This window comes from Rhizobium phaseoli (assembly GCF_001664385.1).
Lineage (GTDB): Bacteria > Pseudomonadota > Alphaproteobacteria > Rhizobiales > Rhizobiaceae > Rhizobium > Rhizobium phaseoli.
Genome location: NZ_CP013534.1, coordinates 360,162 through 381,255 on the forward strand (window position 1 = coordinate 360,162; position 21,094 = coordinate 381,255).

Below are 21,094 nucleotides of genomic sequence, written 5' to 3' on the forward strand. Positions count from 1 at the left end.
TTAAAAACCGGCCTTGCCGGGGATCCAGTTGGTGCCGGCGAGCGGCACCTGCGCCATGGCCGACGCCTCGATCGTCAGTGCGACGAGGTCTTCCGGCTCGAGGTTGTGCAGATGGTTCTTGCCGCAGGCACGCGCGATGGTCTGCGCCTCGAGCGTCATCACCTTGAGGTAGTTGGCGAGACGGCGGCCGGCCGCGACCGGGTCGAGCCGTTTTGCCAGCTCCGGGTCCTGGGTGGTGATGCCGGCCGGATCCTTGCCTTCATGCCAGTCGTCATAGGCGCCGGCCGTCGAGCCGAGCTTCTGATATTCCTCTTCCCAGCGGGGATCGTTGTCGCCGATTGCGACGAGTGCGGCCGTGCCGATCGCCACCGCATCGGCGCCGAGCGCCAGCGCCTTGGCAACGTCGGCGCCGGAGCGGATGCCGCCCGAAACGATCAGCTGCACCTTGCGATGCATGCCGAGCTCCTGCAGCGCCTGTACGGCCGGTCGAATGCAGGCGAGCGTCGGCATGCCGACATTCTCGATGAAGACATCCTGGGTCGCCGCCGTGCCGCCCTGCATGCCGTCGAGCACGACGACGTCGGCACCTGCCTTCACGGCAAGGGCGGTGTCGTAATAGGGACGCGCGCCGCCGACCTTGACGTAGATCGGCTTTTCCCAATCGGTGATCTCGCGCAGCTCCATGATCTTGATTTCGAGATCGTCAGGGCCGGTCCAATCCGGATGGCGGCAGGCCGAGCGCTGGTCGATGCCCTTCGGCAGGTTGCGCATATTGGCGACGCGGTCGGAGATCTTCTGGCCGAGCAGCATGCCGCCGCCGCCGGGCTTGGCGCCCTGGCCGACCACGACTTCGATGGCATCGGCGCGGCGCAAATCCCGCGGATTCATGCCGTAGCGAGAGGGCAGATATTGGTAGACCAGCGTCTGCGAATGGCCGCGTTCCTCATCCGTCATGCCGCCATCGCCTGTGGTCGTCGAGGTGCCTGCAATCGTCGCACCGCGGCCGAGCGCTTCCTTGGCATTGCCGGACAGCGCGCCGAAGCTCATGCCGGCAATGGTGATCGGCGTCTTCAACGTGATCGGCCTCTTGGCGAAACGCGAGCCGAGCACCACCGTCGTGTCGCACTTCTCCCGATAGCCTTCGAGCGGATAGCGCGAGATCGAGGCGCCGAGAAACAAGAGATCGTCGAAATGCGGCACCTTGCGCTTGGTGCCGGCGCCGCGGATATCATAGATGCCGGTCGCCGCCGCGCGGCGGATTTCGGCCAGCGTATAGTCGTCGAAGGTCGCGGATTTGCGTGGTGGGGTATAGGGGTTGTGATAGCTCATGGATGTCCCTCGCCTCAATACGCGTCGGCGTTGTCGATGTTGAAATTGTAGAGCTTGCGGGCCGAGCCGTAGCGTTTGAACTCTTCGGGCCTGACGCCCGTGACCCCTGCCTTGTCGAGCAGCTCGGCAAGCTTTTCCAGATGCTCGCGCCGCATCTCCTTCTCGATGCAGTCGGAGCCGAGGCTCTTGACCTCGCCGCGGACGAAAAGCTTGGCTTCGTAGAGCGAATCCCCCAGCGCATCGCCGGCATCGCCGAGCACGACGAGATGGCCGGATTGGCCCATGAAGGCCGACATGTGGCCGATGCTGCCGTGAACGACGATGTCGATCCCCTTCATCGAAATGCCGCAGCGCGAGGCCGCATTGCCCTTGATGACGAGCAGGCCGCCGCGGCCGGTGGCGCCGGCATACTGGCTGGCGTCGCCTTCGATGACGACGGTGCCCGACATCATGTTTTCGGCAACGCCCGGACCGGCCGACCCATGAACCGTAATGGTGCCGCCGTCATTCATGCCGGCGCAGTAATAGCCGACCGATCCCCTGACCGCGACCGTGACCGGGCTGTCGATGCCGACGGCGACGGCGTGGCTGCCGCGCGGGTTGATGACTTCGAATTCGGTGTCGTTGGCGCCTTTGGAAAGAGCGTGCAGCGCGCTGTTCAACTCGCGAAGAGGGGTGTTGGAAAGATCGAATGTGGGCATTGATTCCTCGTTGGAAGCCTCGTTTGTCTGGGAGGCGGTCTGCGCCGCCTCTTGGCTTTCGGACGCCCCTCAGGCGGCCTTGTCGTGATCCCAGAAGTAAACGGTTGCCGGCTCCGGCTCCCAGACACGGGCATTCTCGATGCCGGGAAGGTTGACCAGCGCGCGGTATTCCGAACCGAAGGCGACATATTGCTCGGTCTCGGCCATGACGGCGGGCTTGCATGCGATCGGGTCGCGCACCACGCCGAAGCCGGACCTGGTGCCGACGACGAAGGTGAAGAAGCCGTCGAGATCGTCGAGCGCGCCGGTCAGCGCCTGGCCGAGATCCTTGCCCTTGGCCATTTCGGCTGTGAGATAGGCGGCGGCGACTTCGGAATCGTTCTGCGTCTCGAAGCTCATGCCTTCGCGGATCAGTTCGCGGCGCAGGTTGTTGTGATTGGACAGCGAGCCGTTGTGCACCAGGCACTGGTCGGCGCCGGTCGAGAACGGATGGGCGCCGAGCGTGGTGACCGCGGATTCGGTCGCCATGCGGGTATGGCCGATGCCGTGGGTGCCGCTCATCGCACGCACGCCGAAGCGCGCCACGACTTCTCTTGGAAGTCCGATTTCCTTGTAGATTTCGACGCTTTCGCCCGATCCCATCAGACGGACCGCTGGGCGTATCTCTGCGAGCGCCTCGCGCACGGCGCCAAGCTTGGAGACATCAAGCTCGAGGACTGCGTGCGTGCTCTTGACCGAGACCTCGGCTTTGATGCCGGCCTTCTCGAGGTCGCCGGCGAGGCCTTCGAAGTCCGCGCCCGGATTGGCGGACTGAATGGTGATTTTGGCTTTGCCCTCGGCAGAACCGCCATAGATCGCGATGCCGGCCGAATCCGGGCCGCGATCCGTCATGGTGATCAGCATATCCGAGAGCAGATTTCCCAGCTGGGGTTCAAGGCTCTTGTCCTTGAGGAACAATCCAACAATGCCGCACATAGCGTGTGCCTCCGTTCATGTTGCGAAAGGAGTAACAGCTCTGTTTGAAGTCTTCAACTGAGAGGAATAAATTTTTCTTTTAAGGCAATATTAGCCTCTAGTGACTTGTTGGGGATAGCTGATGATCGAGAGGTAGCGGCTCGGCAGTTTCACCAGCTGTTCCGGCCCATGCGGCGCATCGGCGTCGAAGAACAGGCTGTCGCCCGGCTGCATCTGGAAAAGCTGGTCGCCGTGGCGATAGACCACCTCGCCCTCGAGCATGTAGAGGAACTCCATGCCCTCGTGCTGGAAGGTCGGGAAGACATCGGAATCGGCCGTCAGCGTGATGAGATAGGGCTCGACGATGACGCCGCTCGGATTGTTATCGATATGGCCGAGCAGATTATATTGATGGCCGGCGCGCGTGCCGCGCCGTTCGAGCTCGACGCCCTCTCCCGCCTTGACGAAGACGGCATTGCGCGGTTCCTCGTAGCGCCTGAAGAAAGCGGTCAGCGGCACGCCGAGCGCCCGCGACAGCGATTGCAGCGTCGTCAGCGACGGCGAAATGTTGCCGTTCTCGATCTTCGACAGCATGCCGAGCGAAATGCCGGTGGCGGCGGCGAGGTCGGTGACCGTGATGCCGAGTTTCTTGCGGTAGGCGCGCACCTCATGGCCGATCGCCATTTCGAGATTGTTTTCCTTCGGCTCCCGAACGGCGTGCGGGTCCTGGGAAAAGGGGGGGCGCCCGCCATGCGCCTGTTCCGGTTGATCTGCCGCTTCACGCTTGGTTGTCATGAATGTCCCGCCGCCTGCTCTTTTGTCCCGATGCCAACCTATCCCCCCGGTGAAGGTTCCTCAACCGTGAAGAAAACCTAATCCCGCCTCGCCTGCCGCGGCGCAATGCCATAAAGGGCGCGGAACATCCGGGAAAAGTGGCTGAGACTGGAAAAGCCGGTGGCTACCGCGATCTCCGAGACGGAAAGTGGGCTCTGCTTCAGCAGGCGGTGAGCATGCTGCAGCCGGATCCTGTGATATTGATCGAGGAAGGTGGTGCCGAGATGGGCCGAGAAGAGCCGGTCGAGATGACGGGCGGAAACACCGGCGATGCGCGCCATGGCGGCGCGGTCGAGCGGCATCTCGATCGTCTCTTCCATGCGTTCGAGCACGCTGAGCAGGCCGGGATGATGGACGCCGTAACGCTCGGCGAGCGACGCGCGCTGGGGCGCTGCCGGCTCATTGACCTCGGTGTGCAGATACCAGTCGCTGACGCGGCGGGCGAAATCCGGCCCCATGCGCTCGGTGATCAGCACATGCATCATGTCGAGCGCTGAGATGCCGCCGCCGCAGGTGATTCTGCTGCCGTCGATCATAAAGCGTGCCTGGCGCGGCGAGAGATCGGGGAAGGCCTCGAGAAGAGCGGCGGCGTACTCCCAGTGGATGGTGAAGTCGCGGCCGGCGAGCAGTCCGGCGGCCGCCATCAGATAGGGACCGCCCGAAATGCCGCCGATCCTGACACCTTCGCGCGACAGCTGCCTGAGGCAGGCGAGTACGCCCGGATAGCGCCAGTCCCGCGGCGAGCCGCCGGCGCAGACGAAGGCGGTGCCGAGTCCTGCTCCCCTTACAGGAAGAGGTTCGGCCGGCACCGGCACACCGGAGGAGGAGAGAACAGGCGCGCCGTCCGGCGAGAAGGTCCGCAGACGATAGATATCGCGTCCGGCCAGAAGATTTGCCGCCCGCAACGGCTCCGTCGCCGAAGCGTAGGACATCAGCGCGAATCCTGGGATCAGGATGAAGCCGATCTCCTGGACATTTCTGGTATCGGGTGAGGACATGTCCCTTTTATATTCAATAGCGTCCTAATTGCGCAAGTCCGCGCCAGTCTTTCTGGCATCATGCGGCCATTCTATTCGGATTGACCCATGCGCTACTCCGCTCTCTCGATTTTCCTGAACGGCCTTCGCGGCAACAAGGGCTGGGCGCCTGCCTGGCGCGACCCCGCGCCGAAGCCGCATTACGAAGTCGTCATCGTCGGCGGCGGCGGCCACGGCCTTGCCACCGCCTATTATCTCGCCAAGGAGTTCGGCATCACCAATGTCGCCGTCCTCGAAAAGGGTTATCTCGGCTCCGGCAATATCGGCAGGAACACCACGATCATCCGTTCGAACTACCTGCTGCCCGGCAACAATCCCTTCTACGAGCTGTCGATGAAATTGTGGGAGGGGCTGGAACAGGACTTCAATTTCAACGCCATGGTCTCGCAGCGCGGCGTGCTCAACCTCTTTCATTCCGACGCGCAGCGCGATGCCTATACGCGCCGCGGCAATGCCATGCGGCTGCACGGCGTCGACGCCGAGCTGCTCGACCGGCAGGCTGTGCGCAAGAAGCTTCCGTTCCTCGATTTCGACAATGCCCGTTTCCCGATCATGGGTGGTCTATACCAGCCGCGCGGCGGCACGGTGCGCCATGATGCGGTCGCCTGGGGTTATGCCCGCGGCGCAGACAGCCTCGGCGTCGACATCATCACCCAATGCGAGGTGACCGGCATCCGCCGCGAAAACGGCCAGGTGACCGGCGTCGAGACCAGCAGGGGCTTTATCGGCTGCGGCAAGCTGGCGCTGGCGGCGGCCGGCAATTCCACCGTCGTCGCCGATATGGCCGGCCTTCGCCTGCCGATCGAAAGCCATGTGCTGCAGGCCTTCGTGTCCGAAGGGTTGAAACCCTTCATCGACAATGTCGTCACCTTCGGCGCCGGGCATTTTTATGTGTCCCAGTCGGACAGGGGCGGCCTCGTCTTCGGCGGCGATATCGACGGCTATAATTCCTATGCTCAGCGCGGCAATCTGGCAACAGTTGAGCATGTCGCTGAAGCCGGCGTGGCGATGATCCCGTCGCTGTCGCGGGTGCGTTTTCTGCGCTCCTGGGGCGGGGTCATGGACATGAGCATGGACGGCTCGCCGATCATCGACCGCACCCATATCGACAATCTCTATCTCAACGCCGGCTGGTGTTACGGCGGCTTCAAGGCGACGCCCGCCTCCGGCTTCTGCTACGCCCACCTGATCGCCCGCAACACGCCGCACCAGACGGCCCGCGCCTTCCGGCTCGACCGTTTCGCACGCGGCTATCCGATCGACGAAAAGGGCGTCGGCGCCCAGCCCAATCTGCACTGAGGACACTCAACATGGCGAGCCTGATTTCTTGTCCCCATTGCGGCGTCCGGCCCAAGGAGGAATTCTCGATCCGCGGCGATGCGAACCTGGTCCGGCCGGCGCCGGATGCCGGCGCGGATGCCTGGTACGACTATGTCTATCTGCGCGATAATCCGAAGGGCCGGCACGGCGAATACTGGCACCACTCTTCCGGATGCCGCCGCTGGCTGATCGTCGAGCGCGATACCGTCACCCATAAGGTTCATGGTGTCAGGGATGCCGCCCTTGCCAAGCTCGGCGGAGAACCGGCATGACGAGTTTCCGTCTTTCCTCCGGCGGCCGCATCGACCGGGCCGCGACACTCGGCTTCACCTTCGACGGCAAAGCGCTGGAAGGCCATCCGGGCGACACGCTCGCCTCGGCGCTGCTGGCCAACGGTATCCAGCTCGTCGGCCGCAGCTTCAAATATCACCGCCCGCGCGGCATTCTGACGGCGGGGGCCGCCGAACCGAACGCGCTGGTGACGACCGGCAGCGGCGGGCGCACCGAACCGAATACGCGCGCGACGATGATCGAGCTTTACCAGGGGCTGACGGCCAAGAGCCAGAACCGCTGGCCTTCGCTCGGTTTCGATGTCGGCGCCGTCAACGGCCTGCTCTCGCCTTTCCTCAGCGCCGGTTTCTACTACAAGACCTTCATGTGGCCGGCGGCTCTCTGGGAAAAGCTCTACGAGCCGGTGATCCGCAAGGCGGCGGGCCTCGGCCGCGCCTCCTACGAAGCCGATCCCGACGCCTATGAGAAATGCTGGGCGCATTGCGACCTGCTGGTGATCGGCGCCGGTCCCGCCGGTCTCGCCGCAGCGCTGACGGCGGGGCGCGCTGGTGCGCGCGTCATCCTTGCCGACGAAGGCGCCGAACTCGGCGGCAGCCTGCTTTCCCGCGGTGCCGTCGACGGCAAGCCGGCGGACGCTGTTCTCGGCGAGCTGCTGGCCGAACTCGAAGGGCTGGCGAATGTGCGCCGCCTGCCGCGCATGACCGTGTTCGGCTGGTACGACGACAATGTTTTCGGTGCGGTCGAACGTGTGCAGAAGCATGTGGCGCTGCCCGATCCGGAGCGCCCCGTCGAACGGTTGTGGCGCATCGTCGCCCGCCAGGCGATTCTGGCGACGGGAGCCGAGGAGCGGCCGCTCGTCTTCGGCGGCAACGATATTCCCGGCGTGATGATGGCAGGCGCCATGCGCAGCTATCTCAATCGGCAGGCGGTGGCGCCAGGCCAAAGCACGGTGATCTTTACCACCAACGATACCGCATATGACACCGCCGCCGACCTCGAAGCCGTCGGCCTTCGAGTTGCCGCGATCGTCGACAGCCGCGCCGATGGCGGCAAGGGCTGGCAGGGCCGCGCCGAGGTTCTGCGGGGCGCCCGGGTCATCGATGCAGAGGGCGGCAAGCGCCTGCGCGGCGTCAGCATCGAGACCGCAGACGGCATTCGCCGGATCGACGCGGATGCGCTCGCCATGTCGGGCGGCTGGAGCCCGGTCATTCATCTGGCCTGCCATCGCGGCGGCAAGCCGCAATGGTCCGAGGAGTCTTCGGCCTTTCTGGCGCCGGCATCACAGGACGGCCTCGCCGTTGCCGGCGCGGCCGCCGGCCTTGCGCAAACCACGGCCTGCCTCGGCGATGGCGCGTCGAAGGCCGCCGCCGCATTGCAGGCAATCGGCTTTTCAGCGGAACCGGCCTTTGTTTCAGCTCCCGAGACGGCTCCGCATGCAAAGCCGCTCTGGTCGGTGAAAGGCTCGAAAGGCAAGGCCTTCGTCGACTATCAGAACGACGTGCACCTCAAGGACCTCGGGCTTGCCGTGCGCGAAGGCTACGGCCATGTCGAGCTTGCCAAGCGTTATACCACATCAGGCATGGCGACCGACCAGGGCAAGCTTTCCAACATCAACGCCATCGGCATTCTGGCCGAGGCGCGCGGCGTTTCGCCCGCCGAAGTGGGAACGACGACCTTCCGGCCCTTTTATACGCCGGTTTCCTTCGGCGCTCTGACCGGCGCGTCGCGCGGCAAGGATTTCCAGCCGGCGCGCAAATCGCCGCTGCATGGCTGGGCTGAGAAGAATGGTGCGGTCTTCGTCGAAACCGGCCTCTGGTATCGCTCCTCCTGGTTCCCGCGCGCCGGCGAGACGACGTGGCGCGACAGCGTCGACCGCGAAGTGCTGAATATCCGCGAAAATGCCGGCCTCTGCGACGTCTCGACGCTCGGCAAGATCGAAATCTTCGGCCGCGACGCCGCGATCTTCCTCGATCGCGTCTATTGCAACGGCTTCGCCAAGCTTCCCGTCGGCAAGGCGCGTTACGGCATCATGCTGCGTGAGGACGGCTTCATCTATGACGACGGCACCACCAGCCGCTTCAGCGACGACCATTTCTTCATGACGACGACGACGGCGCTGGCCGCCGGCGTGCTGACCCATCTCGAATTCTGCGCCCAGACGCTGTGGCCGGAACTCGACGTCTGCTTCGCCTCCTCGACCGATCAATGGGCGCAGATGGCCGTGGCCGGGCCGAAGTCGCGCGCGATCCTCTCGGAAATCGTCGACGAGGATCTTTCCGATGCGGCCTTCCCGTTCATGAGCGCCCGCAAGGTGTCGCTATTCGCAGGCCGGCTCGAAGGCCGGCTGTTCCGGATCTCCTTCTCCGGCGAACTCGCCTACGAGCTGGCCGTGCCGGCCGGCTACGGCGAGAGCGTTGCCGACGCCATCATGGCGGCGGGCGAGAAACACGGCATCTGCGCCTACGGCGCCGAAGCGCTTGGCGTCCTGCGCATCGAAAAGGGCCATGTCACTCATGCCGAGATCAACGGCACGGTCACGCCAGGCGATCTCGGCTTCGGGCGCATGGTCTCATCAACCAAGCCGGATTTCATCGGAAAGGCGATGCTTGCCCGCGAAGGCCTGCAGGATCCCGAGCGCCCGCGCCTCGTCGGCGTCAAGCCGCTCAATCCGGTAAGCAGCTTCCGCACCGGCTCGCATATCCTTGCCGAGGGTGCGGCGGCGACGCTCGAAAACGATCAGGGCTACGTCACCTCAAGCGCCTTTTCGCCGACGCTCGGCCATAAGATCGGCCTGGCGCTCGTCCGGCGCGGGCCGGAGCGCATCGGTGAGAAGGTGACGGTCTGGAACGGCCTGCACAATGAATACACCGATGCGGTGCTCTGCCATCCCGTCTTCATCGACCCCGAAAACGAGAAGCTTCATGCCTGATCTTGCCCAGCACAGACCGGTTCTCGCCGACGCCAGATATAACGGCATGTCAGGGTCCGGCCTCCGGTTGGAAGCCCTGCCGGAAGGCCATCTGCTGCACGTGCTCGGCGCGATCGAGCCGCCGGCACTGGCCACCGAGCTGGCCAAAGCCGGCCTTGCGAACAGTTCGATCCGCAAGGCTGGCTTCCGCCAATGGTTCGTCGCCGGCAACGAGCCGCTTTCCCCCACCAGCCTTGCCGCCCTTGCGGCAGCACTTGCGGGAAAAGCCTTCGTCATGGACCAGAGCCACGGGCGCGTGCGCATCGGCATCTCAGGCCGATCCTCGCGGCTGCTTCTCTCAAAAGGCACCGCCATCGATCTCGATCCCGCCGTTTTCCCGGAAGGCAGTTCGGCGATGACCATGGTCGGCCATATCTCCGTCCAGATCGTCCGCACCGGCGATGACAGCTTCGAACTCACCGTTCTGCGCAGCTTCGCCGAAAGCCTCTGGGACGAACTCAGGCATATGGCGGCGAGCGCTGAAAAGGAAGGCGCGTGAGGGCCGTGCCGGCACAAAGATCGACGATTGAGCGAAATTAGCATGATTGATCGACCCGTTCTCTCGGATCGGTTTCACGCTTCGACGCGGGGATCGCGAACGCCAGTAGCGAAATGATTGGCAAAGGCTGTGTCCGAACCCAATAGGCGTTGCATCCATCAGAGCGGACAATCAAATCCATTAGTAATTCGCGTTTGACGGCGCGGAACGGCTGAACAATTGATAAATTGAGCCAAAATTAATTCTGAAGGCGATAAAAGAGGGTGCTGTGAAAAGATGAACGACCCGATACACCCTGCACGCCAAATCCCGTTTCCCGACCTTATCGCTGGCTTGAAGCGAGCCCAAGGGCTCGGCCATGTCCATCGCCGTCAGAACGCAACCGGTACTTTGCAGCTCTACATCTATACCCCCCGGTGCGTATATGAGGATGGTTGGGATCAGTTTTCGCTAATCGCTCGCGGTCTCATTGTGGACGAGGGCGCTGGTCGGGTCGTTGCCACGCCGTTTCCGAAGTTTTTCAATGTCGGCGAGCGGCATGGCGAAGTACCCGATCTGCCGTTTGAGACGTTCGAAAAGCTCGATGGTAGCCTGATAATCGTATTCAATGATGCTGGCCGTTGGCACGCAGCCACCAAAGGCGCGTTCGACTCCGAACAGGCCCTATGGGCTCAAGCACGCTTGGATGCCCACGATCTCTCCGGTCTGTCGCCGGATACGACATATCTGTTCGAGGCGGTATATCCGGAAAACAGAATTGTCGTGCGATATGCGGAGCCTGCCATGGTGATGTTGGCGGCCTACCACGCTTCAGGTCTTGAAGTAACCTACGACGAGGTTCGAACGACCAGCCAAGCGTTGGGATGGCGTGCGGCCGAACGCCATGAGTTCGGGAATATCGCGGACATGATGCTCCATACTGCAACGCTCCCACGCGACAACGAGGGATTTGTCGTTAGATTCACAAATGGCTTGCGCCTCAAACTCAAAGGCTCCGAGTACCGTCGTATCCACGCGTTGATCTCACGCTGCACGCCATTGGCAATGTGGGAAGCAATGGCCGCTGGGGACGACATGGCCGCGATTCGTCGTGATTTGCCGGAAGAGTTTTGGAGCGATTTTGACAACATCGTACTCCTCCTGACGAAGGAATACGCGGCGATGGAAAGGAAGGTCGCTGAACTGGCAGCATCTGTCGCCCATCTTTCCGATAAAGAGTTGGGATTGTCGCTCAATTCACTGCCTGCTGACGTGGGTCCATACGTTTTTGGCTTGCGAAAAGCAGGTGCAATCGTAGGCAAGTCCCGAGACGCGTTGATGCGTTCCATCAGACCCACTGGTAACGTGTTGCCAGGTTACCAGCCGTCATATGCCATGGGGCGTGTCATTGATGAGGCAACATCGTAGATTTGCAGCGTACAGTAGCTCTGGCGTGAATGCAGGATTGGAGAAGGCCTCGGCGGAGAGGTTCTTCGGCTGTGACATTGAAGCAATAATGCGTTAAATAGCGGCATCAAGTGGAACGTGTGCTTTGCTCCAGAAGGCGTTCGATAGGTGAACCTCACGCCCAGGCTTCCTGGTCGTGAAAACCTCTAATGTACTCTCCATGGAGAAACTCCCGTTGCTCGTCCATGGAAAGCCGATCACAGATTAGCCCAGACAGGGCAGCGTGGGAGTGGAGCACCGGTTACCACAAGCCTTTATCCGGCTTTCCTAATATCCTCGAATCTGAGGCCGAAGCGCGCGAGATATTTACTCAGGCGATCGGCGTCGTTGCTGCTCTTTTTCTCCAGTCGCGACATCGCAAACAGGGCTCTGCCCGCAGCACTTGCCGTGGCGTGTTGACGGCAGGTGTGAAGAACGGTGGCAAGCTGGGCCGTGTCGAAGCGATCGAGGCGAGCGGCCGTCTCTGCACCCAGCGCTTCGTCAATGATCAGATCCACCCTGCCGTCGTCAATCGAACTGCGCCAAAACGCATTCAACCGCCGGACTTCATTATCAACGACGTCGGTCGTGATGCGCCCATGCGGCGCGAGGGTCGCCATACGCGTCACCGACGCCGAGAGATCGCGAAAGTTGGCGCTCCAGACGGCTTGTGGGCCAGTTGCGAAAGTCAGGTAGCGGTTGCGTGCTTCCTTGTTGAAAGTCACATTTTCGCCTTCTCGTTCCAGATAGCGCCGGAGCTCGAAGTCGAGATTGGGTTCTATGTCCTCCTTGCGCTCGCGCAGGGCCGGCAGCCGGAACGTCCAGAGATTCAGCCGGGCATAGAGATCTTCGCGGAACCTGCCTTTGCGCACATCCTCGCCAAGATCGCGATTGGTGCCGGCAAGCAGCTGGAAGTCTGCGGACGCCTCCCGATCAGCGCCCACAGGCAGGAACTTCTTTTCCTCGATCGCGCGCAGGCACATGGCCTGTTCGTCAAGGCCGAGTTCGCCAATCTCGTCGAGGAACAGCACGCCTTTGTCGGCGGACTTGAGCAGGCCGGCACGCTCGCCGGCCGCGCCGGTAAAGGCGCCCTTCACATGGCCGAACAGGGTGGACATGGCCTGGTCGCCGCGCAGCGTCGCGCAGTTGACCTCGATGAACGGACCGCTGACCTTGCGCTGGCTCTTCTTCAGCTCGTAGATCCTGCGGGCGAGTTGCGACTTGCCGGCACCGGTCGGCCCGGTCAGCAGAACGGGCGCCGTCGAGCGGATCACCACCCTTTCGATCTCGTCGATCATTCTGTTGAAGGCGGCGTTGCGGGTCGAAATTCCGGATTTCAGGAAAGAAGCAGCGTCTTCCCGCTCGGAAGCGAAGCGCTTGGCGATCTCGTCATAGCGGGACAGATCGAGGTCGATGATCCGGTGCGTGCCGGCGAAATCCTGCTCCGGCTCGCGGTCGCGCGGCGGCGAGAGCTGCAGCAGCTGGCCGGGAATGATGCGGGCTTCGGTCAGCAAGAACCAGCAGATCTGTGCGACATGGGTGCCGGTGGTGATGTTGACGAGATAGTCTTCCGTTTCGGGGTCGAAGTTGTAGTTGCGGGCAAAGTCCCTGAGGTTGGTATAGACCTCCGAAAAATCCCAGGGATCCCGAAAATTGATGACATTGCTCCGCACCTCCGTTGCCGGCGCCACGGTCCCGATGTCGGCAACGATACGGTGACAGAGAGCTTGCGAGTGGTTGTCGTGGATCAGCTCCAGTCGGTCGATGAACAGGCCCGCTTGCTGGCAGAGCGCGACATTCGGCCGCCAGCGGCTCCAGCGATTTTCCCATTTCCCTGCGTCCAGGGTGGTTCCCAATATGCTGATGGCGACGCGGCGCTTCATGGCTTATCCAAAATTATAAAGCTATATAGTTTGCGATAATATAATCGGGATGTGGATTTCGCAATTCATGATTGTGCGTGAAGGCTCTGAAAGATTTAATATTTTAAAACAAACAGATAAAATAAAAATGCAGGCGGGAGATGTTCTTTTCTTGAAACTGGCACGCGTCTTGAAAGGTATCTGGCACGAACCACACAAGAGGGGCTGTCATGGTCAACAAGGCGATCTTCAAAACCTACCTCGGAAAACTGCTTCCGGGAACGGACACAAAAAATCATGAGGCGGCCCCTGCCTACCGGCTAACGCCGCGTGAGGCGCTGGCGCAGTATGCCGTTACCGGCACCTTCAACGGCACCTTCTATGCAGACGGGGCTGAGCAGCTCGAAGCGGTAAAGACGCTCGCCCTTCAGGTCGAGCCGGAATTTCTCGCCAAGCTGGCTGTTTACGCCGCCGAAAAGGTCACATGAAGGACATGCCGGTGACGCTGCTCGCCATGCTCTCCAGCCTTCAGAGCGATGCCTTCGCCCGTGCATTTCCGCGGGTGGTGAAGAGCGGCAAGATGCTGCGCGGCTTCGTGCAGGTCATGCGCTCCGGCGCCACGGGTCGCAAGTCGCTCGGCACACGCCCGAAAAAGGTGGTGCAGGCATGGCTCGAACGGGCCAGCACCGAGCAGATCCTGCGTGCGATGGTCGGAAACGATCCTTCGCTCGCCGACGTCATCCGCATGGTGCATCCGAAGCCGGCCACAGGGGAGCGCAAGGCGCTTTATGCCTGGGCGATCGGCAAGCCGCACGACTACGCGGCGCTGCCGGAACTCATCAAGGCATTGGAAGCGTTCCGGCGTGACCAGACCGGGCCGGTGCCTGATGTGCCGTTTCAGATGCTGACCTCGCTGCCGCTGACGCGAGAGCATTGGGTCGAGATCGCCCGCAAGGGCGGCTGGCAGATGGTGCGGCAGAACCTCAACACCTTTGCACGCAACGGCGTGTTCGAGGTCGAGGGTTTTGCCGAGGCGCTGGCGGCGCGGCTTGCCGATCCGGAGGAAATCCGCAAGGCAAAGGTCTTCCCCTATCAGTTGATGATGGCGTGGAAGATGGTCGATGGCCAAGTTCCGGATGTCGTGCGGGATGCGCTTCAGGACGCGATGGATATCGCCATCGCCAATGTGCCGTCCGTGATGGGCAACGTGGTGCTCTGCCCCGACGTGTCGGGCTCTATGGGCTCGCCCGTGACCGGCTACCGGAAGGGCGGGACGTCCTCGGTCCGTTGCATCGACGTCGCCGGTCTGATGACCGCGGCGTTCCTGCAGCGCAACCCGAAGGCGCGGGTGCTGCCGTTCGAGAATGACGTGGTGCGCGTCAGCCTCAACAAGCGGGATTCGGTGATGACCAATGCCGGTAAGCTGGCGAAAATCGGTGGCGGCGGAACCAAGCGCTCCGCACCGCTGAAGATGCTGGCAAACGAGAAGACCAAGGTCGATCTCGTGGTGTTCATCTCGGACAATCAGTCCTGGGTGGATGCGCGCGGCAGCGGCCAGCCGACGGCAGTCATGACGGAATGGGCCAGGATCAAGCGGGTCAACCCGGCTGCAAAGCTGGTCTGCCTCGACATCCAGCCCCACGCCACGACGCAGGCGCCGACGCGGGAAGACGTGCTCAACATCGGTGGCTTCTCGGACTCCATCTACGGGGTGATCACGGCTTTCGCGGCCAACAGCAAAGGAGCGGATGGCTGGGTGAAAGCCATCGAGGCAATCGAGCTCTGACGGGCTCACAGGAAGCATATCCTCGCGCCGCCGTGAACGGCGCGGGGAGCCGTGACGAATGCCGGATGAAACTACAGATCGTTAATCTCCTGGTCGCGGGTTCGAATCCCGTCGGGTCCTCCAGTTCACGGACCCGTAGCTCAGCGGATAGAGCAGGACGTTTCACCACACCTTGTCGTCACGGACATGGAATGACATGGCGAATGCATGGGGAACTACATCTGTGTCGCGAGCTCGATTCTCGCCAGGGCCTGGTCCTGTAGCTCAGTTGGTAGAGCAAGCTGTTCCCCGGACACTTGTCGTCATGACGAAGATTGCAGTGGCGAATGCCGGACGGAACTACAGCCTCCAAAGTTGGATGGTCTGGCAGGTTCGACTCCTCCTGGGCATACGCTCTCTGGCACGAGCGAGGCCATCCGGTTTCGTCCACCCTCGTCGCCGCTGCAAGCTCCTGACATGCAGGAACGGACTACCCCGGCGAATGCCGGCAGGTGAAGAGAAGCAAACTGAACAAGAAGGACTGCAGACGCAGAAAAGACAATGATAGCGGTAATGAGCGGACAGGATTTGATCGATGCCGGCATGAGCCAGGGGAAGTGGTTTCGCCCGGCTCTCGATGCGGCCAACGCGGTTTTGAGCCAGGGTGGCTCGGTGACCGATGCGCTGGAGGCGGCAAGGGCCTTCCAGCCCGGGCCGACGCTTGCCTTGAAGGCCGATAACGATATCGAGATCTATTCCAATATCCGCGCCGAGAACGCCTTCGAGCAGGACAATGTCGAGAAGGTCAACGCGACGATGCGGGCGCTGGTGCGCACGCCGGTCGTCCGGGCCGCGGCGATCATGCCGGACGCCTGCCCGGCCGGTCCGGTCGGAACGATCCCGGTCGGCGGCGTAGTGGCGTCCGAAGCGATCCATCCCGGCATGCATTCGGCCGATATCTGCTGCTCCATGGCGATTTCGATCTTTCCTGGCGTGGATCCGAAGTCGCTCCTGGATGCCATGCACGCGGTGACGCATTTCGGTCCGGGCGGTCGTGCGCGCGGCGCGCAGCTCAAGCCTTCCGAGGCGACGCTTTCGGCCTTCCAGCAGAATCCCTATCTGCGCGATGGTGCGCTGAGCGCTGGCATCGAGCATTTCGCCACCCAGGGCGACGGCAATCATTTCGCCTATGTCGGAACGATGAAGTCGACCGGTGAAAGCGCGCTTGTGACCCACCACGGCTCGCGAGCGCCGGGCGCGCGGCTCTACGACAAGGGCATGAAGGTCGCCAACCAGTTTCGGGAGCGCATTTCGCCCGAGACGCATCGGGAAAATGCCTGGATTCCGGCGGATACCGAGGAGGGTGAGCTTTACTGGTCGGCGCTGCAGACGATCCGCCAGTGGACGAAAGAGAACCACTATGTCCTTCACGACATGGCGGCGGAAAAGCTCTCGGCCAAGGTCGCGGACCGCTTCTGGAACGAGCATAATTTCGTCTTCCGGAAGTCGGACGGGCTGTTCTACCACGGGAAGGGTGCCACCCCTGCCTTCGACAACTGGGCGCATGACGCGACCGATCTGACCATCATTCCGCTCAATATGGCGGAGCCGATCCTGATCGTTCGCGGCTCGAACGCTGCCCATGGCCTCGGCTTCTCGCCGCATGGCGCCGGCCGCAACTTTTCACGCAGCGCCCATATGCGGCAGCTGTCCGCGGAGTATGGGGCGGATTCGCGAGGTCTGAGCCCGAACAACATCGCGGCTATCCTGGAGAAGGAAACAAGCGGTCTCGACACGCGGTTCTTCTCCGGTTTCGCCGATCTGTCGGAACTGCCGAGTGCCTACAAGAGCGCTGCGAACGTGCGGGCGCAGATCGAGCACTACGGCCTCGCCGAAGTGGTCGACGAGGTGATCCCCTACGGGAGCATCATGGCCGGCGACTGGCAGCAGAATGCGCCCTGGCGTAAAAAGCGCCGGTAAACACAGAGGGAAGGCAACCAGGCTTGCCTTCCCTCAAATGCACGCTCAGACATAGGGCGGTTGTCGCCTTTGACTTTGTTCAAAGCGGGGGCGTGTCTCCTCTGTTAATCTCTGTCAACCTCCCGGATTGCGCGCCGTGACGATCCACGCCGCGCCGTCGATCATTACCGACCGCTCGCCGGGGCGGTCCGCGAAGGCGGCACGAACCGCGGCCGAGGCGCGGGCGCGGATGTCGTCGGGCTGATCAGCGAGAGCGCGCGACAGCGGGCCGACCTTGAGCGTCATCTCCACCGCGTCGTCGATTGCCGCGTCCCGCGTCCCACCCTCGCCGAACGCGATGGAGGCATCGAAGGGCGCGATGGCGATATCGGTGAAGCCAGCCGCCGTCAGGATACGCGCCACCCGCCCCCGGTCGCCGAACGAGAACGGTCCGGATGCTTCGGGATCGGGCGGCGCGGTCGGCGGGAGGATGCCCTTGATCGCGCCCATCGGCAGGCGCACCCAATCGTTCTCGGCCATGCCGCGCCAGCAGACGAAAGCGACCCGCCCGCCCGGCTTGAGCGTACGGCGCATATGGGCGAACGCCCCTGTCGGATCGTCGAAGAACATCACCCCGAAGCGCGAGAACAGGATATCGAACGCGCCCTCGGGCAGCTCGGCGCTGCTGGCGTCAGCCACCTGGAACAGGACCGGCGTGTCCTGCGGCGCTCGCTCGCGCGCTCTGCCGATCAGCGGTTCGGATATGTCCACGCCCAGCACTTGGCCCCCCGCGCCGACCCTGGCGGCCAAATCCAGACTAGACGCCCCCGCGCCGCAGCCGACGTCCAGCACGCGTTCGCCTATGGCGGGCGCGGCGGCTTCGATCGCGGCCTGGCCGAACACCGCCATCATGGCATCGAGCCGGGCCTGGTAAGCGACCCAGCGCTCCCCGCTTTGGCCATTCCAGTCGGCTACCTGATAAATATTTTTCTCTGCCATGCCATATCCTGTTCTGATCCGTTCTTGACTGGGTTATCCGCCCGCGTGGCCGCTGCCACCGTGCGCGGCGATGAACATGGCGACGGCCGACCGGCAATAGGATTCGATTTCGTTGTCGTCCTCTGCTCTTGCCGGATCGAAGCGCGCAATAATCAGGAGATCGGATCCTTTGAAAAGCGCGCCAAACAAGCGGGCGGACTGGAGAGGATCGGGCACGTTCAGAACCGCCTTCGCGTGCAACTGACGCAACAGGGCCTCGATTTGGGCGATGACATGGGCGGGGCCGGCTTCGTAATAGAGCTTGCTCAACGACTTTTGATTCGTCTTGTCGGCCATGACCATGGCTTCGACACTACGGACGTCCGGGCTCAACAGCGTGCGAAGCAGGGATGATCCCACCGCCATGAGCTGCTCTTCGGCCGAACCGTCGACGCCTTCAAAAAGGGCCTGTGGTGCAAACTGATGGCAGCGGTCCGCGATGGCCGCGCTGAACAGCGCCTCTTTGTTCTCGAAGTGCCGATAGATGCTGAGCTTGGATATCTTCGCGCGCTGGGTGACCTTGTCCAATGTCGTCGCTTGAAAACCCAATTCCACAAAGAGTTCGTATGCTGCGTCGACTATCGTTTGGCCAAGCGCCTCGTTGGCTGGCCGGCCGCGCCGGCCTCGACTATTTTCGGTCACGACCATTAAGATCCTTGACAGTATCGTTATTCATGTCTTACGATACCACGCAGTATCGGAAATATGCAAGCCAACGAACGGATTTTATCCTGTCCCATAGATCGAGTCTCTAAGCCGCTTGGCCATATCGATGCGGATCGGTGGACGAGACGCGTCAAGGCTCAGCCAATCACACTCGCTCAACAGCACGGAGCTTATCACCATGGATGACGTCATCATCATCGGCGGCAGCTTTGCCGGTCTCGCCGCCGCCCTTCAGCTCGGCCGTGCCCGCCGCAGGGTCACCGTTCTCGATACGGGCCTGCCGCGCAATCGCTTCGCCGGTCACTCGCATGGCTTGCTCGGCCACGATCACAAGCCACCGCTGGACATCCTGGCCGAGGCGCGGAAGCAGCTGGCGCGTTATCCCGCGGTCAGGCTGGTCAATGCCCGGGCTGACAGCATCTCCGGCGCCATCGATGATTTCTCCGTCCTCACTGGCGATGGCGAAAGCCTTGGGGCGCGCCGCCTCATCCTGAGCTATGGCGTCGCCGATCAGATGCCTGATGTTCCCGGCTTTGCTGAAAGCTGGGGCACTTCCATCGTGCCCTGCCCCTATTGCGACGGCTTTGAAGTCGCCGACCAGCATTGGGGCCTCGTCTGGTCCGGTCCGCCGTCGCACAATTATGTCAGGCTGTATCACGACTGGACCGACACGTTGACGGTCTTCGCCGATGGTCACGACATTGCGCCCGATATCCGCGCCGACCTGGCGCGCCGCAATATACCTGTCATCGACGGCCGGATCGCCGAAATCGCCCAACACCGGGGCCATATCACCACCGTTAATCTCGAGAGCGGCCGCAACGCCGGGGTCGATATCCTGTTTGCGCATCCGCGCAACAAGCCGTCCGCAAGCCTGCATGAATCACTGGGCCTCGCCACGGTCGATACGCCCTTCGGCATCGCCCTCAAGGTCGACGAGCGCCGCGAAACCAGCATGCCGGGCATCTACGCCGCCGGCGATCTCGCAAACCCAGCCATGAACTCGGTCACCACGGCAATATCGCAGGGCGCGACGGCAGGTATCTCCGCCCAGCAGTCGATGCTGGTTTGAGAGCAGAGAATTCCCTCTCCGGGTTCTGGCGGGGACGAGCGCGCCGCCGGCGCTCCTCAGCCTCGAAATGTATAGCCGCTAATCGAAGCCGGTTTCATCTCGATGGAGAAGCCCGGCAGGGTCGGCGGCATGTAGGCGGCGTTCTCGATCCGGCAGGGGTCGAGGAAGTGTTCGTGCAGGTGATCGACATACTCGATGACGCGGCCATCCTTGGTGCCTGACACTGCGACGTAGTCGATCATCGACAGGTGCTGCACATATTCGCAGAGGCCGACGCCGCCGGCGTGCGGCCAGACCGGCAGGCCGAACTTGGCGGCGATCAGCAACACAGAGAGGACCTCGTTCAGCCCGCCCATGCGGCAGGAATCGATCTGGACGATGTCGATCGCGCCCTCGGCGATGAACTGCTTGAACATGATGCGGTTCTGGCACATCTCGCCGGTCGCGACCTTCACCGGGCCGATTGCCTGGCGGATCTTGCGGTGGCCGGCGACGTCATCTGGGCTGGTGGGTTCCTCGATGAAGAAGGGCTTGGCAAAGGCGAGCGCTTTGACCCAGTCGATCGCCTGGCCGACGTCCCAGACCTGGTTGGCATCGATCATCAGGTAACGGTCGGGGCCGATCACCTCGCGGGCGATCCGCAGACGGCGGATATCGTCTTCCAGATCGCGGCCGACCTTCATCTTGATATGGTTGAAGCCGGCGTCGATCGCCTCCTGGCAGAGGCGGCGCAGTTTCTCGTCCTCATAACCGAGCCAGCCGGCCGAGGTGGTGTAGCAGGCATAGCCCTGCTTTTCGAGGAGAGCGATGCGTTCGGCCTTGCCCGCTTCGGCGCGCTTGAGGATCTCGACGGCTTCGGCGCGCGTCAGCACATCGGTCAGATAGCGGTAATCGACGATATCGGCGATCTCTTCCGGCGACATCTCGGCGACGAGCCGCCAGACCGGTTTGCCCGCCTGCTTGGCGAGCAGATCCCAGACGGCGTTGACGACGGCGCCGGTCGCCAGATGGATGGCGCCCTTTTCCGGGCCGATCCAGCGCAGCTGGCTGTCGCTGGTCAGATGCCGCCAGAATTTGCCGGGATGGGCGAGCACCTCGGCAAGCTCGACGCCGACGACGAGGTGGCGCATCGCCTCGATCGCCATGCAGCAAATGTCGTTGCCGCGGCCGATGGTGAAGGTCAGGCCGTGGCCGGCAAGATCAGGCGCGTCCGTATCGAGAATGACATAGGCGGCCGAATAATCCGGATCGGGGTTCATCGCATCGGACCCGTCCAGGCTTTGTGAGGTGGGAAAGCGGAGATCGAAGACGCGAAGGTCGGTGATGCGGGTCATGTTGTTCCTCCCGATTGCGATGGCCGGATCGACCGGCAGC

Annotated in this window: 16 protein-coding genes and 1 pseudogene; 8 read left to right on the top strand and 9 right to left on the bottom strand. The window is 62.6% G+C overall.

What is annotated here, in order from left to right:
* The 5 genes from AMC88_RS25045 to AMC88_RS25065 form a co-directional block, all read right to left on the bottom strand.
* A complete protein-coding gene (locus AMC88_RS25045) occupies window positions 1-1,329 on the bottom strand; it encodes an FMN-binding glutamate synthase family protein (RefSeq protein WP_064826265.1) in 1,329 nt (442 codons plus the stop codon).
* Window positions 1,330-1,343: 14 nt separating this feature from the next.
* On the bottom strand, window positions 1,344-2,030 hold the full coding sequence (locus AMC88_RS25050; protein WP_064826266.1) for a GltB/FmdC/FwdC-like GXGXG domain-containing protein: 687 nt from the start codon (window positions 2,028-2,030) through the stop codon (window positions 1,344-1,346).
* A gap of 69 nt (window positions 2,031-2,099) precedes the next feature.
* Window positions 2,100-3,005 (bottom strand): class II glutamine amidotransferase, encoded by a 906-nt coding sequence (locus tag AMC88_RS25055; protein WP_064826267.1) that lies wholly within the window; start codon window positions 3,003-3,005, stop codon window positions 2,100-2,102.
* 90 nt (window positions 3,006-3,095) lie between these two features.
* On the bottom strand, window positions 3,096-3,779 hold the full coding sequence (locus AMC88_RS25060) for a helix-turn-helix domain-containing protein (protein ID WP_064826268.1): 684 nt from the start codon (window positions 3,777-3,779) through the stop codon (window positions 3,096-3,098).
* A gap of 77 nt (window positions 3,780-3,856) precedes the next feature.
* On the bottom strand, window positions 3,857-4,816 hold the full coding sequence (locus AMC88_RS25065; protein ID WP_064826269.1) for a GlxA family transcriptional regulator: 960 nt from the start codon (window positions 4,814-4,816) through the stop codon (window positions 3,857-3,859).
* Window positions 4,817-4,903: 87 nt separating this feature from the next.
* Here AMC88_RS25065 and AMC88_RS25070 point away from each other — a divergent pair, with 87 nt between their 5' ends.
* The 5 genes from AMC88_RS25070 to AMC88_RS25090 all read left to right on the top strand — a co-directional run bounded on the left by AMC88_RS25070 (window position 4,904) and on the right by AMC88_RS25090 (window position 11,340).
* A complete protein-coding gene (locus AMC88_RS25070) occupies window positions 4,904-6,154 on the top strand; it encodes a sarcosine oxidase subunit beta family protein (protein WP_064826270.1) in 1,251 nt (416 codons plus the stop codon).
* An 11-nt stretch (window positions 6,155-6,165) separates the two neighbouring features.
* A complete protein-coding gene (locus AMC88_RS25075; RefSeq protein WP_064826271.1) occupies window positions 6,166-6,447 on the top strand; it encodes a sarcosine oxidase subunit delta in 282 nt (93 codons plus the stop codon).
* Window positions 6,444-9,395, top strand: a complete 2,952-nt coding sequence (locus tag AMC88_RS25080; protein WP_064826272.1) for a sarcosine oxidase subunit alpha family protein — start codon at window positions 6,444-6,446, stop codon at window positions 9,393-9,395. Before AMC88_RS25075 ends, AMC88_RS25080 begins: the two co-directional genes overlap by 4 nt.
* Window positions 9,388-9,933 (top strand): sarcosine oxidase subunit gamma family protein, encoded by a 546-nt coding sequence (locus AMC88_RS25085; RefSeq protein ID WP_016736759.1) that lies wholly within the window; start codon window positions 9,388-9,390, stop codon window positions 9,931-9,933. Before AMC88_RS25080 ends, AMC88_RS25085 begins: the two co-directional genes overlap by 8 nt.
* Window positions 9,934-10,209: 276 nt before the next feature.
* On the top strand, window positions 10,210-11,340 hold the full coding sequence (locus AMC88_RS25090) for an RNA ligase (RefSeq protein ID WP_064826273.1): 1,131 nt from the start codon (window positions 10,210-10,212) through the stop codon (window positions 11,338-11,340).
* A gap of 293 nt (window positions 11,341-11,633) precedes the next feature.
* Here AMC88_RS25090 and rtcR read toward each other — a convergent pair whose 3' ends face one another.
* Complete coding sequence (gene rtcR, locus AMC88_RS25095) at window positions 11,634-13,241, bottom strand: RNA repair transcriptional activator RtcR (protein ID WP_064826274.1); 1,608 nt, start codon at window positions 13,239-13,241, stop codon at window positions 11,634-11,636.
* Between the two features lie 209 nt (window positions 13,242-13,450).
* Here rtcR and AMC88_RS25100 point away from each other — a divergent pair.
* A pseudogene (locus tag AMC88_RS25100) lies at window positions 13,451-15,006 on the top strand (RNA-binding protein).
* Window positions 15,007-15,558: 552 nt separating this feature from the next.
* Entirely contained in the window at window positions 15,559-16,965 is a 1,407-nt protein-coding gene (locus AMC88_RS25105) for an RtcB family protein (protein ID WP_064826275.1), read from the top strand.
* 114 nt (window positions 16,966-17,079) lie between these two features.
* On the opposite strand, the gene AMC88_RS25110 is transcribed toward AMC88_RS25105, so the two are convergent.
* Window positions 17,080-17,943 carry a class I SAM-dependent methyltransferase gene (locus AMC88_RS25110; protein WP_064826276.1) on the bottom strand — a complete coding sequence of 288 codons (864 nt, stop codon included), beginning with the start codon at window positions 17,941-17,943 and terminating at the stop codon, window positions 17,080-17,082.
* Between the two features lie 33 nt (window positions 17,944-17,976).
* Window positions 17,977-18,624, bottom strand: a complete 648-nt coding sequence (locus AMC88_RS25115; protein ID WP_041684009.1) for a TetR/AcrR family transcriptional regulator — start codon at window positions 18,622-18,624, stop codon at window positions 17,977-17,979.
* 202 nt (window positions 18,625-18,826) lie between these two features.
* Between AMC88_RS25115 and AMC88_RS25120 the strand changes: the two genes are divergently transcribed.
* Window positions 18,827-19,720, top strand: a complete 894-nt coding sequence (locus AMC88_RS25120) for an NAD(P)/FAD-dependent oxidoreductase (protein WP_064826277.1) — start codon at window positions 18,827-18,829, stop codon at window positions 19,718-19,720.
* Between the two features lie 56 nt (window positions 19,721-19,776).
* Here the strand turns inward: AMC88_RS25120 and AMC88_RS25125 are convergent, their stop codons facing one another.
* Window positions 19,777-21,054: an L-fuconate dehydratase gene (locus tag AMC88_RS25125; RefSeq protein ID WP_064826278.1), complete on the bottom strand. Its 1,278-nt coding sequence runs from the start codon at window positions 21,052-21,054 to the stop codon at window positions 19,777-19,779.
* Window positions 21,055-21,094 lie beyond the last annotated feature (40 nt).

Bases quoted from the DNA above. Each gene is read 5' to 3' on its own strand.
- AMC88_RS25120 (WP_064826277.1), top strand. From the start codon at position 18,827: ATGGATGACGTCATCATCATCGGCGGCAGCTTTGCCGGTCTCGCCGCC.
- AMC88_RS25045 (WP_064826265.1), bottom strand. From the start codon at position 1,329: ATGAGCTATCACAACCCCTATACCCCACCACGCAAATCCGCGACCTTC.
- AMC88_RS25085 (WP_016736759.1), top strand. From the start codon at position 9,388: ATGCCTGATCTTGCCCAGCACAGACCGGTTCTCGCCGACGCCAGATAT.
- AMC88_RS25070 (WP_064826270.1), top strand. From the start codon at position 4,904: ATGCGCTACTCCGCTCTCTCGATTTTCCTGAACGGCCTTCGCGGCAAC.
- AMC88_RS25050 (WP_064826266.1), bottom strand. From the start codon at position 2,030: ATGCCCACATTCGATCTTTCCAACACCCCTCTTCGCGAGTTGAACAGC.
- AMC88_RS25075 (WP_064826271.1), top strand. From the start codon at position 6,166: ATGGCGAGCCTGATTTCTTGTCCCCATTGCGGCGTCCGGCCCAAGGAG.
- rtcR (WP_064826274.1), bottom strand. From the start codon at position 13,241: ATGAAGCGCCGCGTCGCCATCAGCATATTGGGAACCACCCTGGACGCA.
- AMC88_RS25060 (WP_064826268.1), bottom strand. From the start codon at position 3,779: ATGACAACCAAGCGTGAAGCGGCAGATCAACCGGAACAGGCGCATGGC.
- AMC88_RS25110 (WP_064826276.1), bottom strand. From the start codon at position 17,943: ATGGCAGAGAAAAATATTTATCAGGTAGCCGACTGGAATGGCCAAAGC.
- AMC88_RS25125 (WP_064826278.1), bottom strand. From the start codon at position 21,054: ATGACCCGCATCACCGACCTTCGCGTCTTCGATCTCCGCTTTCCCACC.
- AMC88_RS25080 (WP_064826272.1), top strand. From the start codon at position 6,444: ATGACGAGTTTCCGTCTTTCCTCCGGCGGCCGCATCGACCGGGCCGCG.
- AMC88_RS25105 (WP_064826275.1), top strand. From the start codon at position 15,559: ATGAGCGGACAGGATTTGATCGATGCCGGCATGAGCCAGGGGAAGTGG.
- AMC88_RS25055 (WP_064826267.1), bottom strand. From the start codon at position 3,005: ATGTGCGGCATTGTTGGATTGTTCCTCAAGGACAAGAGCCTTGAACCC.
- AMC88_RS25065 (WP_064826269.1), bottom strand. From the start codon at position 4,816: ATGTCCTCACCCGATACCAGAAATGTCCAGGAGATCGGCTTCATCCTG.
- AMC88_RS25090 (WP_064826273.1), top strand. From the start codon at position 10,210: ATGAACGACCCGATACACCCTGCACGCCAAATCCCGTTTCCCGACCTT.